This window comes from Ruegeria sp. BHSB056 (genome assembly GCF_059613305.1).
Genome location: NZ_JBXWSG010000041.1, coordinates 15,078 through 28,411, shown reverse-complemented (window position 1 = coordinate 28,411; position 13,334 = coordinate 15,078). Strand labels below are relative to the sequence as shown.

Genomic DNA, 13,334 nt, shown 5'->3' with positions numbered 1-13,334 from the left:
TATCGATCACGCCCACGCTGTCACGCAGCATCTGCACCTCACGGCCTACGGGCTCCCACCAGTTCTGGCGGGTAAAACCGGTGGTCTCTTCCACCTCCGGTTCATCGGCGAACCAGAGCGGATGTTCCCAGCCGCAATTGAGGCCAAAGACACAGCCCATCTGCTTCTGCATCTCATAGGCGAGGCGTATACGGGCCGGGCGGCCTGCGCTGCGTTCCTCGTTGGGGAAATGGATCTTGAAGCGGTGGGTGTAGGCATCCCTAACACGGGCCTTGGTGAATTTCTTGTCGGCCCAGTCGCCAAACCGGGCCAGATCCCAGGCGAACATGTCATATTGCGGCTCGCCCTCGATCATCCATTGCGCCGCCAGCAGACCCAAGCCCCCGGATTGCGAGAAGCCGGGGATCAGACCGCCGCAGAGGAAATAGTTCTTCAGCTCGGGCACCGGCCCCCAGAGCATGTTGGCGTCGGGCGACCAGATCATCGGCCCGTTGATCACGCGTTTCACCCCGGCGGTCGCCGCAACCGGCACGCGTTCGGTGGCGCGGATCACGTTTTCCATGATCCGGTCCAGATCGTCGGGGAACAGATCATGGGCAAAATCCAGCGGCGTGCCGTCTTCGGCCCAGAATTTCATATCTTTCTCATAAGCTCCGATCAGAAGGCCGTTGCCTTCCTGCCGGAAGTAATATTCGCCGTCGCGGTCAGCGATCGAGGGCAAACGACGGCCCAGGCTGGCGACCTCGTCGATGCTTTCGGTCACGAAATACTGATGCTCGGTCGGTTGCAGCGGCAGGGTCAGACCCGCCAGCGCCGCCACCTCGCGGCCCCAGAGACCGGCGGCGTTGACAACCCACTGGGTGTGAATGTCGCCTTTGGGCGTGCGCACGATCCAGCTGCCGTCGGGTTGTTGTTCGGCTCCCGTCACCGGGCAGAACCGTTCGATGGTGGCCCCCATGGCGCGGGCCCCGGCGGCATAGGCGTGCGGCACGCCCGACGGGTCGACATTGCCGCCATCGGGTTCATACATGATGCAGCGGATGTCATCGAACTGCGCCAGCGGGTGCAGTTCCTTGGCTTCTTCACGGCTGACTTCGTAGAAGTTCAGACCATAAAACCGGGCTTTCGCCTCTTGCAGGCGCAGCTGGTGCTCACGCTCTTCGGTCTGGGCCAGATAGAGCGAGCCGGGCTGGAATACGCCGCAGCTTTGGCCGGTTTCCTGTTCCAGCTGTTTATACAGATTCATCGTATAGTGCTGGATGCGGGTGATGTTGTTGTTGTCGTGCAGCCCGTGGATATTCGCCGCTGCGTGCCAGGTCGAGCCGGAGGTCAACTCATTCCGTTCCAGCAGGACAACGTCGGTCCAGCCAAGCTTGGCCAGATGGTACAGGATCGAACAGCCCGCAAGGCCCCCTCCGATCACAACAGCTTGTGCATGAGTTTTCATGAGTGCATGTCCCTTGGTCCGCCGTAGCTCAGGCGGCGATTTCTTTCATGACAGCCAGAAATCTGGCGACTTCGCCGATTGAGTTGTAGTGGCACATCGAGACCCGGACGCAGGCGTCGTAACCCAGCGGTGTCAATATGTTGCCAGAGTAATGGTCGGCCTTGCGCAAATGGGTGCGAATACCTTCATTGTTCAGCCGTTTGACGACATCTGCCGAGGCCACACCCTGAACGCGCAGCGACACCAGCCCTTCGCGTGCGGGGTTGTCGGCACCGCCCAGAATGGTGACCTTCTCCATCTCGGCCAGACCGCTCAGGTTGCCGGTGCCGTGGATCATCGCGTCGGTCAGTGCCTTTTCCTGCGCGTGGATGGCTTCGCCCGCTGCCAGAAATCTGGCACGCCGGTCGGTGGCGTCGCTGACCTGACTGCCAAGCCATTCGAAGTAAGACACAACGTCGGACATGGTCGCATAGGCCCCTGTATCGCGCGTGCCCATTTCCCAGTTATCTGTCGGACCGTCCAAAAGGGCATTGTGTTCAAGCCGCGTCAGCCGGTCGGAAATCCACGCAACGCCGTAGCCATGGCGTGAAAACACCTTGTAGGGCGAGATCACGTAGCCGTCGACGTCATACGCGCTGAGGTCGATCTGGCCATGGGCGGCATGCTGGATGCCATCGACAATGATGAAACAGTCTGGCGCCACGGCGCGGATCGCCTGCGAAACAGCGGCCACATCGACGCCCATGCCCGTCACGGGTGAGGTGTGCAGGATTGTCGCCACTTTGGTGTCGGGGGTGACGGCCGCAACATAGGCGTCGGCAGTCACGGTGCCAGTATCGTCATCGTGGGGCACCAGCACATGGGTCTGCCCGGCAATACGGGCCCAACGATCACAGGCTGAGCGTGTGGCAGGGTGTTCCAGTGTCGATCCCAGCACAACGCCCGGACCCGTTCCCAGACATGCGTTCATGATCAGCCGGAACAGAAGTTCGGTGCCGCTTTCACCGACAAAGAACTGACCACCGGGCGCATTCATGAAATCCCGCATATCGGCCTTGGCCGTGTTGATCGTGGCAACCAGCGCATGAGACCCCGGATTGTCGCGCCCCTGATTGTCGGGGATTGCGGCGTGACGTGCCGAGCTGTCCAGCACGGATTTCAGTGTCAAAGCGCCACCAGCGTTTTCGAAAAATATCCGCTCGCCCTGTTCGGGGCAGTGATCGATCTGGGCAAAACGGTCGCGGATCTGGTTCAGCAGATTTTCCGAAATTTGGCTCATGAAAAGCGGCACCTTTGTGTGTTGTGAACGTTTGATGTTTCAGACAAGCCCAAGATGGTTTCCCCGCGGGGCAGGCCAAATCTCCCGTGACTGTGCGGCTGGTTCAACATGTACTTCAATCCCGAGCGGCCCTTATTCCGACTATGGCGTAGAGGGCGCGGTATCTTGTTCTTTTGCGACGTAAATACAGTCACGTCTGCGACACGGCGCGTTGGGTGGGCTGGAATACCCGCCCCATATGCCGGTGCGCACCCGCCTTTGATGCGGGCAACTGACCGGGGCGGGTTCCATGCTTTTGCCTGACCCAAGGCTATAGCAGATCAAACAACCGCCCCGGAACAGTCCCGTGCCTTGGCAGGTCAAGCGCCCGCATCAGGGCAAACATCATGGCCTGATTGGACGTCACAACAGGTTTATCAAGGGCCGCTTCGATCCGGTCTATGGCCTCGACTGCCCGCATGTCGGTGCAGCTGAGTATGATGGCCTCGGCCTTTGGGTGGTCGGCCTGCATGGCAAGGTCGAAAACCTCGTCCGGGGTCAGTTCGCCCTGCCCGTAATTGCCCAGCTCGCGGCCGATATCGGCGCAATTCACCGTTGCGATCCGGTTCTGCGTCAGAAAATCCATGGCCTGCGTGTTGATCTCGCCCAGATAGGGCGAAGAAAAACCGACCCGGGACAGGTCGAGCGCATGGATCGCAGCAACAAGCGCCCCAGCGGCGGTAATACACACGGCCCCCGACGCGGCCCTGATGTCCTGCGCCAGCTGGTGGTCAAAGGACTGGCCATGGGTCAGCGTGGCCGAGGTACAGCCATAGAGCACCACATCGGGCCGAACGCCCGAGATCATCTTGAGGTCATGGCTGATATCCGAGGCCCCCAGACCCGCCATTTGATCTGATCCGGGGATCTCATCCACGTCATAGCCACCCATTCGCTGAAAATGCACCGTCGTGTCCGGGCAGCGCATCAGCATCATGTCAGCTTCGAGATTGGTGTTGGTAAAGGGCACCAGCACCCCGATTTTGGCCCGTGTCCGGGTTTCAAAGATCATGACGTCACCTCTTTCAGAACGGTCAGGCAGCGCTGCATAACCGCCGTGTCGCAGATCGTGGCGCGCAGGCAATCCGCGAGGCCATAGGCGCCCATTCCGCGCGTCAGCAAACCCGCTTTGCGCAACGCGGTATCTGCTTTTTGCGCCGTCGCAGCATCGGCAAAGCGGATCAGGACAAAATTGGTGTGGCTGCGCGGAACAGATAATCCCAGCGCCCGGCACCCATCGGCAAAGCGATCCCGGATGGCGGCGGTTCTGGCAACCGTGTCGCGCATGTGGGGCTGATCCTGCATCGCTGCCGTTGCCATGGCCTGAGAGAGGGTCGATACGTTGTTGGGGTTGAGCAGTTTTCGCAGCTCAATCACGACCTCAGCCGGGAACAGACCCCAACCCACGCGCGCGCCCGCCAGACCGTAAGCCTTTGAGAAGGTGCGTATGACCACAGTATCCCCGCGCGCGACGAGGGCAAAGATTTCAGCCGGGTCGTGATCGTGATCGGCGAATTCGGCATAGGCCTGATCGACCACCAGCAGCACGTTCCCGGGCAGGGTGTCGCGCAGGCGGATGACCTCGGCATTCGGGATCAGGGTGCCGGTCGGGTTGCCGGGGTTGCAGACAAAGACGATCCGGGTATCAGGCGTGACAGCGGCCAGAATGTCATCGACCGAGACGGTCAGATCAACCTCGCGCGCTTTCACATAGTCTGCCCGCACCTGCGCCGTGGCTGAGGCCACATAGGCATAGCCGTAATCCGTGCCCAATACATGGTCGCCCGGCCCTGAATAGGCGCGGATCAGGCAGCCGATCAACTCCATCGATCCGGCACCGCACAGGATGTTGTCGGCTGGTACCCCGTGCCCCTGAGCGATGGCGGCGCGCAGGTCCGACCAGTCGGGATCGGGATAAAGCGGCATCCGGTGCAATGCCGCCTGCCCTGCCGCAATTGCGGCAGGGCTGACCGGAAAGGCGCTTTCATTCTGGGCCAGAGATACAGTGTCCGGCCCACCCATATCGGCCAGCGCATAGGCCGCCATGGCACGAATGTGATCAACCGCGCGGATCATGAAGCACCCCCATAGGCTTTGGCACCTTCTTCTGTGACCAGCCCGCGCCTGAGGTCCAGCGCCAGCGCCTTTGGGTTGCGCGCGGCCGGATCGCCAAAGCCGCCGCCGCCGGGGGTGTCGAAGATCAGGTAATCGCCGCTTTCCACGCGCAGCTCGCCCTTGCCCGGAATATCACCGCCGCCATCGCGGAACCGGATACGTCCCGGCGCGCCGGGCAGGCCGCCCATGCGACCCAGAGCGGGGAATTTCAGTCGTTCAACCGACAGGAAGACGATGAAGGGGGCATCGTTCGCGGACGTCATCTCGATCCGCTGACCCAATCCGCCCCTGAACTGGCCTGCGCCGCCCGAGTCGGGCAACAATTCGCGTCGCCACATGATCACCGGTGCGACACTTTCGGTTATTTCGACCTGCGAGCCGAACACCCCCGAAGGGTAGGCTGTCGCAGACAGGCCATCTGCGTGGGGCCGCGCCCCGGTGCCGCCATTGTGAACGGGTTCGATGGCAAATTCGCGCCCGCCATTCGCCGCCACTTCGGGCGCGTGGCGCATTGGCAGGTCGAACATGCACGACGCCCCTTCAGCGGGCACCTGATCGGGCAGCGCCTGATGCAGGCAGCCCAGAACCAGATCCGGTGTAACCTGACCCAGCGTATGCCGCATGGCCACCGGCACCGGATGCTGGGCGTTCAGGATGCAACCTTTGGGGCCGTTCACCGTGAAAGGTTCCAGCGAGCCTGCGTTGTTCGGGATATCCGGCCCGACGATGCAACGCAGGGCAAAGACCGTATAGGCGGTGGCATAGTTCAAAGGCACGTTGATGCCCTTTTTCGAACACCCGGACGTGCCCGTGAAATCGACATGCATCCCGTCTTTGGTCACGGTGAGCGTCGCGTGCAGCTCCAGCTCGGCCTCATAGCCGTCCATGTGCAGCACGTTTTTGTACACGCCTTCGGGCACCTCGGCGATGGCCTGCAACGCACCTCTGCGCGAGGTGTCGATGATATATGTGCCAAGCCTGTCCAGATCATCGATCCCGAACTCCTCCATCATCGCGACAAGGCGGTTCACCCCGGCCTCGCAACAGGCGATCAGGGCGTAGATGTCGCCCTCATTGGCCACAGGCTCGCGCGAGTTGGCGCGGATGATATCCATCAGCAGCGCATTGGGCGTTCCGGCCTCGACCAGTTTGCAAGGCGGGATCAGCAGGCCTTCGTCATAGATGTCCGAGCCTTCAGGTCCCATACCCAGACCGCCCAGATCCACCAGATGCGAGGTGCAGGAGGTAAAACCCACCACCTTGCCTTCCTTGAACGCGGGCATCATCAGCAGGAAGTCGTTCAGATGCCCCGAGGCCAGCCACGGGTCGTTTGTCATGTAGATGTCGCCGGGGCGCATATCCTGCACCGCGAAACGGGCGCGCAGGTGCAGCACGGCCTCGGCCATGGTGTTGATATGGCCCGGTGTTCCGGTCACGGCCTGCGCCAGCATCCGGCCATTCACGTCGAATATCCCGGCGGAAATGTCGCCGCATTCGCGCACGATGGGCGAGAAAGCCGCGCGGATCAGGGTCTGGCCCTGTTCTTCGACCACTGCCAGCAGGCGGTTCCACATCACTTGCAGGCGGGCGGGGGACAGATCAGCGGTCATCATGCGCCTCCTTTCTGATCCTGTATCAGGACAAGGTTGCCGATTGCGTCCATCTGGGCCGAAAAATCGGCGGATACGAGTATGGTTGTTTGTGGTTCATGGATCAGTGCGGGGCCTGCCACATAGTCTCCGGGGCGCATATCGGCGCGGGCGACAAAGGCGGCCTGTTTTACCATGCCATCCAGATCACAGGTGATGGGGCGTGTCTGCGTGACCTGAAATGCGGTTTGGGCGGGTGTTTCCGACACCGCGGGCACCGCCTTGTCCGGGGTGGCAACGCGAACCGCCCAGTTGAGAACCTCGATCTTCATCCCCGGCACGGGGCGTGAGAATTGTTTGCGGTATTCCCTTTCGAATGCAGCCGTCAGCGGGGCGATATCCTGGCGTGTCAGGGCGCGGTCCGGCAAGGTAATCTCAATCTCATGCCCCTGCCCGCTATAGCGCATGAAGGCGGTGCGCAGGGTTTCGGTGGGTGCGTCCCCTACCCCTTGGGCGACGACCTCTTTTGCTTCGGAAATCATCGTATCGAACAGGGCGTTCATCCCGTCCATGTCCATGCTGTCGAGCAGGGAATAGCGCGAGCGGACGATTTCGAAGGACACCGGGGCAAACAGGAACCCAACCGCCGAACCGACACCGGGATTGGGCGGGATCACGATACGCGACACCCCGGCGGACCGGGCGACGCGGGTGGCATGCAGCGGCCCGTTGCCGCCAAAGGCAATCATGGTGCGCGGGCCAAGGTCCTTGCCGCTTTCAACCGCGTGCATCCGCCCGGCGCTGGCCATGCTTTCGACAACGATGCGGCTGACCCCATCTGCCGCACCTGTTGTATCCAGCCCCAGTTTTTCCCCGATCACACGTCTCAGGGCGGCCTTTGCGCCATCGGGGTCAAGCTGGATATACCCCTCGGCAAAGGTGTCGGGCACGATATAGCCCAGAGTGATGTCGCTGTCGGTCACGGTCGGATCGGTTCCGCCGCGCATGAAGGCAACCGGTCCGGGTTCCGAGCCTGCCGATTTTGGCCCGACCGTCAGACGCCCGAGACGGTCAACACCCGCGATCGAACCGCCGCCAGCGCCGATTTCAATCATCTCAATCACCGGAATGCGCACCGGCATTCCCGACCCCTTGATGAACCGTGCCTCGCGGGCGATTTCGAATGAGCGCGAGGTCTGGGGGCGCGCCTTGTCGATCAGGCAGAGCTTGGCGGTGGTGCCGCCCACATCGAAAGACAGGACCTGATCCAACCCGGCACGCGCCGCGATGCGAGCGGCTAGAATGGCCCCTCCGGCGGGGCCGGATTCCACCAGACGAATGGGGAAACGCGTGGCGGTGCTGATCGTGCACATACCGCCGCCTGCCGTCATCATCAGGATCGGACAGGTTACGCCCTCGGCTGTGAACTGATCCACGAACCGGGTCAGATAGCTTTCCATCAGCGGCTGAATATAAGCGTTTGCCACAGTGGTGCAGAGCCGATCAAACTCTCGCGCTTCGGGGCTGACATCGGACGAGATCGAGACGGTCAAACCGGGGCGGTGTCGCGCCAGAACATCGCGCAAACGCCGTTCGTGGGCCGGGTTGGCGTAGGAATGCATCAGGCAGATGGCCACCGCCTCGGCCCCGCTGGCGTCAATCTCGGCCAGCAAACGATCTACTTGCCCTTCATCCAGTTCAATCAGCACCTTGCCTTCTGCCGACATGCGTTCGCATATGGTCAACGAGCGTTCGCGCGGCACCAGCATGTCTGGCTTTTCAAGGTTGATGTCGTATTGGGAATACCGACGCTCGTACCCGATATCGAGAATATCGCGGAACCCTTCGGTGCAGACCGTGGTCACGACCGCCCCGCGCCGTTCGATCAGCGCGTTGGTTGCCAGAGTGGTTCCGTGAATAAATCCGGTGACATCCTTCAGCGACCGGCCAGCCTGCGCCATGACGCGCCGTGCGCCCTCCAGTGCGCCTTCTGCCGGGTTCTGGTGGGTGGTCAGGGTTTTGGTGGAGGCCAGTATCGTCTCATCACCCGAGACGAGGACCGTGTCGGTAAAAGTGCCGCCAATATCGATGGCGAGGCGCAGAGCGGTTGTCATGAGGTATTCCGTTGTCGTCTGAAAGCAGGCAGGCAGAACGGCCCCGCAGGGCGGTTACCGGCGCGTCGTGACCAGATCACAGCCGGTCGCACGGCGATCCAGACGGGTGGGAATACACTGACAGGTCATACAGTTTTGTCCCCTACTGTGCCCCGCTTCACTAGCTGGTTTACGACAGATTGGCCCGCAAGCGACACATTTGTCACCGCAGAGGGTTCTGCCCTGAACCTGCCTGGGGTCAGTCTAAGGGTGCTTTAGGTGAACCGTTTCGCCGGTTTGCAGGGCCTGCTGCGCCGCCAATCCCATTCGCACCGCCCACAGACCGTCTTGCACTGTTACATCCGGTTCGGCCTTGTGCCCGCGCACCAGATCCAGAAACCCCCTGTGCTGATAATAGGTCGAGCCGTTGTGGTCACCGGCAGCCAGCAAGCGGGGATCGACAGGGATGTCGTGCGATATTGGCCCCTTGGGGTCCCGCGGGCTGACGATGACCTGCGGCACGGGCGGCGATCCCAGATGGTCGGGCCAGAACCGTCCCGGCCCCGGCACCAGAGCCTCGACCTTGGCGTTGGGCCCGATGGCCGAAATCTCTTCCTGATAGCGGGCGCCTTCGGCGAACATGCACAGCTCGAGCATCGCGCGCGCGCCATTGGCGAAATCGACCAGAACATAGCCGTGATCCAGTATATCGGGTGTTTCGCCCCCGTAGGTTTCGTCCAGATGGTTCACCGCCTGCCCGCCGCTTGCGGTGATCCGCACCGGGTCGGATTGCAGGATCAGCCGCATCAGATCGAAGAAATGGCAGCATTTTTCAACAAAAGTGCCGCCGGTGTTGCGGTTGAACCGGTTCCAGTCGCCGACTTTGCGCAGAAATGGAAAGCGATGTTCCCGGATCGACAGCATCCTGACCCCTCCTGTGTCACCGATCTTGTCGATCAGGGTCGCGATGGGCGGCATATAGCGGTATTCCATTGCGACCCAGATCGGGTGTGGATAGTCGCGCCGAACCTTCTCTAGCCTTGCGGCGTCCTGGGGGTTGGTGAACAGGGGCTTTTCCACCAATAGCGGCAAGGGGCGCGTTTGCGCGATTTCACAGATCTGGTCGACATGCATGTGATTTGGGCTGGCGATGACCAAGCAGTCCAGGTCTTCGATATCCAACAACTCTTGCACCGAGCGTGCCATAACCGCACCCGGCGCAATCGCCTGCGCGGCTTTTGCCATCCAGGGATCGGGTTCGAATATCGCCGCGACACGCGTGCCGTCCAGCAGGGCGATGTTGTGCAGGTGTTCCTGCCCCATCATGCCACATCCGATCAGCCCGTAATTGATGGTCCGGGTCATGCGCGTTTCCTTTTACTTCAGACGTTGGACATAGGTGGCCCGGTCCGGGTCGAACCAGGTCTTGGAAAATTCGACAGGTTCGGCCTTGTCCGACCAGCTGAACCGTTCGATATAGCCCACCGGTTCACCGGCGGCTTTGGTGAACACCGCGGGCGTCCAATCGGGCAACAGGCCAATCGATACGCGATCTTCGGCCCGTGATATCCAGAAGCCCAGCTGGTGCTGATAATAGCGATAGAGCGAGTCTGACAGCAGGCTTCGCTTGATCAGGCCGGCTGATTCGTCCAGCCAGATTTCCTCGACCGCGATGATTGTGTCATTCAGATAGCGCATCCGACGTACGCGCGATCCGGTGTCTGAGGTACCAAAATCCGGCAGATCGGAAGGTTTCTTCAGATGATCGACCGACAGGATATCCGCACGCGGCAACCCGCCCCCTTGGGGCAGTTCCAGCCGGAACATCGCGTAGACGCTGTTCTGGGTTCCGGTCTCGCGGATGTAATTTCCTGAACCCTGAATACGCTCCAACATGCCTTTTTTCTCAAGCTCGGCGAGCGATTTTCGCAGCGTGCCGACCGACACGTTCAGCTCGGCCGCCATGTCGCGTTCCGGGGGCAGACGCTCACCATCGATCAAACGGCCTGCAGCGATATCGCGGATCAGCAGCTCGGCAATCTGAACATAGATAGGCAGGGCATTGGGGTTTCGGGTGTTGGGGGGCATTTCAGGCGCTTCATTCGGTCGCAGGAAAAATTGATACACTATTGATCTACATCAATGTGCTTGCTACGCAAGAGGAAAGTAAAAGATGCACGGAGCGTGAATCAAATGACCATCGTCCCCATCACATCCCCTGATCTGGATGCGGCCGAGGTTTCGTGGTTCGCCGCCTTATGTTCGGACGATTATCAGTTCCTGGGTGTGCCTGATGGTGATCTGCGGTCCAGCTGGGAGCATTGCTCGGCCATCGTGAAAGAGGCCGAGGCGCAGGGGTTCCGCAACATCCTGTGCCCGTCGTCTTATCAGGTTGGGCAGGACACGCTGAGCTTTGTCGCCGGTTGTGCGCCGATCACGCAAAAGATCAACCTGTTGGCCGCCGTGCGCTGCGGCGAGATGCAGCCAATCATGCTGGCCCGCACGATCGCGACGCTGGATCACATGCTGAAGGGGCGGCTGACCGTCAACATCATTTCATCCGATTTTCCAGGTGAAAAGGCCGACAGTGCCTATCGCTATCAACGCTCACGCGAAGTGGTCGAGATCCTGAAACAGGCCTGGACACAGGACGAGATTAACCATGCGGGCGAGGTCTACAACTTTACAGGTCTGACAACCGACCCGGCGCGGCCCTATCAGACTGGCGGGCCGCTGCTGTATTTCGGCGGCTATTCGCCCTCGGCGCTGGAGCTGTGCGGCGAGCATTGCGATGTGTATCTGATGTGGCCGGAAACCAAGGATCAACTGGCCGAGCGGATGAAGGCTGTTCATGCAGTGGCCGAAAACTACGACCGCACGCTGGATTACGGCCTGCGGGTTCACATGATCGTTCGCGATACCGAAGCCGAGGCGCAGGAATACGCGGATTACATCGTTTCAAAACTGGATGACGACTATGGCCGCGCGATCCGCGAGCGGGCGCTGGATGCAACGTCGCTTGGCGTGGCGCATCAGGCCAGGAACCGTGATCTGGCGGATGAATATGGCTATGTGGAACCCGGTCTGTGGACCGGCGTCGGCCGCGCCCGTTCGGGCTGTGGTGCGGCACTCGTCGGATCAACCGATCAGGTCATGTCAAAGATCGAAGATTACCGGAAGATGGGCATTCGCGCCTTCATCTTCTCGGGTTATCCGCACATGGATGAGGCCAAGCATTTCGGTGCTCGTGTGATGCCGCATCTGAAAACGTGCTCGCTGCCCGAAGCGTACGGGCGTGTGCCCAAGACACCCCCGGCCACGCCGCTGGGCAATGGAGTGCGCCGCTGATGCAACGTGTGAAACTATCCCCGACGCTGGAAATGAGCCGCCTTGTCTATGGCATGTGGCGGCTGGGTGACGATAGCGACACCTCGGCAGGGCATGTCGAGGCCAAGATTCAAGCCTGTCTTGATCAGGGCATCACCACCTTCGATCAGGCCGACATATATGGTGGATACGCGGCCGAAGCCGTTCTGGGCAACGCCTTGCGCGCCAATCCCGGCCTGCGCCAAAAGATGGAGATCGTCACCAAATGTGACATCGTCGCGCCTGTGGGGCGGCATTCAGATGCGAAGGTCAAATACTATGACACCTCGCGCGCGCATATCCTGAAGTCCATCGACACGTCCCTGTCGGAAATGGCCATCGACCACATCGATCTGTTGCTGATCCACCGCCCTGATCCGTTCATGGACCACCACGAAACCGGGGCAGCACTGGATGAGGCTGTCGCCAGCGGCAAGGTGGGCGCGGTTGGTGTTTCGAACTTCCGTCCGTGGGACTGGACCCTGCTGCAATCGGCGATGAAAACCCGGCTGGTCACCAACCAGATCGAGATTTCACTGGGCGAGATCGCCCCATTCACCAATGGCGATCTGGCGTTTCACCAACAGCACGGTCACCACCTTATGGCGTGGTCGCCGCTGGGGGGTGGGCTGTTGATGGCCGGAAACCCGCCCGTTGGGGTTGTCGCTGATGAAATCGCAGAAGAGTTCGGTGTAGACCGGGCTGCTGTGGCCGTGGCCTTCCTGCTGGCTCATCCGGCGGGCATTCTGCCGGTTCTGGGCACCAACAACCTGAACCGTATCAAACGCATCTCGGACGCGCTGAAAGTCACAATTGATCGCGAAACCTGGTTCCGCCTGTACGAGGCGGCGCTGGGGCATGAGGTAGCATGATGAACGCAATCTCAAGGAATATGACCCACACCTTTGTGCCACACAAGGACGACACCCGGACCCTGCGGGATGCTTTTGGGCGGTTTGCAACCGGCGTTACCGTTGTGACATGCGACAGCGGTGACGGCCCGATCTGCATCACGGCCAACAGCTTTTCGTCGCTGTCGCTGGACCCGCCACTGATCATGTGGGCCGGTGACCGCAACTCGCGCCGGTTCCCCTATTTTCGCGCGGCACGGCATTTCACGGTGCATGTGTTATCGTCTGCGCAGGCCGAGCTGTGTTTTGGCTGCTCGAAAGATGCCCATGCCCTGCGCGACATCCGGCATGAGCGCTGTGCAAACGGCACCCCGCTGCTGTCGGATTGCCTGGCACGATTTGAATGCGAACAACATGCCTATCACGACGCGGGCGATCACGTGATCGTGGTGGGCAAAGTCCTGAAGGCCAGCATGAGCGACGGCGACGCGCTGACGTTCTACGCCGGGAAAATGGGCCAATTCGCGCAGCACTAAGCGCGATCTGACGACCGCG

11 protein-coding genes are annotated in these 13,334 nt (G+C 60.9%); 3 read left to right on the top strand and 8 right to left on the bottom strand.

What is annotated here, in order from left to right; translation table 11 throughout:
- The 8 genes from AC2FND_RS11755 to AC2FND_RS11720 all read right to left on the bottom strand — a co-directional run.
- Positions 1–1,447, bottom strand: a 1,447-nt coding sequence (locus tag AC2FND_RS11755; RefSeq protein WP_496769876.1) for an FAD-dependent oxidoreductase, incomplete at its 3' end; no start/stop codon positions are given.
- A 28-nt stretch (positions 1,448–1,475) separates the two neighbouring features.
- Positions 1,476–2,726: an aminotransferase class V-fold PLP-dependent enzyme gene (locus tag AC2FND_RS11750; protein WP_496769874.1), complete on the bottom strand. Its 1,251-nt coding sequence runs from the start codon at positions 2,724–2,726 to the stop codon at positions 1,476–1,478.
- A 310-nt stretch (positions 2,727–3,036) separates the two neighbouring features.
- Positions 3,037–3,777: a maleate cis-trans isomerase family protein gene (locus AC2FND_RS11745; protein ID WP_496769873.1), complete on the bottom strand. Its 741-nt coding sequence runs from the start codon at positions 3,775–3,777 to the stop codon at positions 3,037–3,039.
- Entirely contained in the window at positions 3,774–4,841 is a 1,068-nt protein-coding gene (locus tag AC2FND_RS11740) for a pyridoxal phosphate-dependent aminotransferase (RefSeq protein ID WP_496769871.1), read from the bottom strand. The genes AC2FND_RS11745 and AC2FND_RS11740 overlap by 4 nt, the downstream gene beginning before the upstream one ends.
- Entirely contained in the window at positions 4,838–6,490 is a 1,653-nt protein-coding gene (locus AC2FND_RS11735) for a hydantoinase B/oxoprolinase family protein (RefSeq protein WP_496769869.1), read from the bottom strand. The genes AC2FND_RS11740 and AC2FND_RS11735 overlap by 4 nt, the downstream gene beginning before the upstream one ends.
- Positions 6,490–8,583, bottom strand: a complete 2,094-nt coding sequence (locus AC2FND_RS11730) for a hydantoinase/oxoprolinase family protein (RefSeq protein ID WP_496769867.1) — start codon at positions 8,581–8,583, stop codon at positions 6,490–6,492. The genes AC2FND_RS11735 and AC2FND_RS11730 overlap by 1 nt, the downstream gene beginning before the upstream one ends.
- A gap of 243 nt (positions 8,584–8,826) precedes the next feature.
- Positions 8,827–9,927 carry a Gfo/Idh/MocA family protein gene (locus AC2FND_RS11725; RefSeq protein WP_496769865.1) on the bottom strand — a complete coding sequence of 367 codons (1,101 nt, stop codon included), beginning with the start codon at positions 9,925–9,927 and terminating at the stop codon, positions 8,827–8,829.
- 12 nt (positions 9,928–9,939) lie between these two features.
- Positions 9,940–10,650 (bottom strand): GntR family transcriptional regulator, encoded by a 711-nt coding sequence (locus tag AC2FND_RS11720; protein WP_496769863.1) that lies wholly within the window; start codon positions 10,648–10,650, stop codon positions 9,940–9,942.
- 105 nt (positions 10,651–10,755) lie between these two features.
- Here AC2FND_RS11720 and AC2FND_RS11715 point away from each other — a divergent pair, with 105 nt between their 5' ends.
- The 3 genes from AC2FND_RS11715 to AC2FND_RS11705 are packed head-to-tail and all read left to right on the top strand — an operon-like array spanning position 10,756 to position 13,315.
- On the top strand, positions 10,756–11,910 hold the full coding sequence (locus tag AC2FND_RS11715) for an LLM class flavin-dependent oxidoreductase (RefSeq protein WP_209507965.1): 1,155 nt from the start codon (positions 10,756–10,758) through the stop codon (positions 11,908–11,910).
- Positions 11,910–12,800, top strand: a complete 891-nt coding sequence (locus tag AC2FND_RS11710) for an aldo/keto reductase (RefSeq protein WP_480915255.1) — start codon at positions 11,910–11,912, stop codon at positions 12,798–12,800. Before AC2FND_RS11715 ends, AC2FND_RS11710 begins: the two co-directional genes overlap by 1 nt.
- The gene (locus tag AC2FND_RS11705) at positions 12,800–13,315 is read left to right on the top strand and encodes a flavin reductase family protein (RefSeq protein WP_496769878.1); all 516 of its coding nucleotides are present in this window, start codon (positions 12,800–12,802) and stop codon (positions 13,313–13,315) included. The genes AC2FND_RS11710 and AC2FND_RS11705 overlap by 1 nt, the downstream gene beginning before the upstream one ends.
- Positions 13,316–13,334: the final 19 nt, after the last annotated feature.

What these genes read in the sequence shown, in the direction of transcription:
- AC2FND_RS11750 (WP_496769874.1), bottom strand. Translation starts at nt 2,726, where the DNA reads ATGAGCCAAATTTCGGAAAATCTGCTGAACCAGATCCGCGACCGTTTT.
- AC2FND_RS11745 (WP_496769873.1), bottom strand. Translation starts at nt 3,777, where the DNA reads ATGATCTTTGAAACCCGGACACGGGCCAAAATCGGGGTGCTGGTGCCC.
- AC2FND_RS11740 (WP_496769871.1), bottom strand. Translation starts at nt 4,841, where the DNA reads ATGATCCGCGCGGTTGATCACATTCGTGCCATGGCGGCCTATGCGCTG.
- AC2FND_RS11735 (WP_496769869.1), bottom strand. Translation starts at nt 6,490, where the DNA reads ATGACCGCTGATCTGTCCCCCGCCCGCCTGCAAGTGATGTGGAACCGC.
- AC2FND_RS11730 (WP_496769867.1), bottom strand. Translation starts at nt 8,583, where the DNA reads ATGACAACCGCTCTGCGCCTCGCCATCGATATTGGCGGCACTTTTACC.
- AC2FND_RS11725 (WP_496769865.1), bottom strand. Translation starts at nt 9,927, where the DNA reads ATGACCCGGACCATCAATTACGGGCTGATCGGATGTGGCATGATGGGG.
- AC2FND_RS11720 (WP_496769863.1), bottom strand. Translation starts at nt 10,650, where the DNA reads ATGCCCCCCAACACCCGAAACCCCAATGCCCTGCCTATCTATGTTCAG.
- AC2FND_RS11715 (WP_209507965.1), top strand. Translation starts at nt 10,756, where the DNA reads ATGACCATCGTCCCCATCACATCCCCTGATCTGGATGCGGCCGAGGTT.
- AC2FND_RS11710 (WP_480915255.1), top strand. Translation starts at nt 11,910, where the DNA reads ATGCAACGTGTGAAACTATCCCCGACGCTGGAAATGAGCCGCCTTGTC.
- AC2FND_RS11705 (WP_496769878.1), top strand. Translation starts at nt 12,800, where the DNA reads ATGAACGCAATCTCAAGGAATATGACCCACACCTTTGTGCCACACAAG.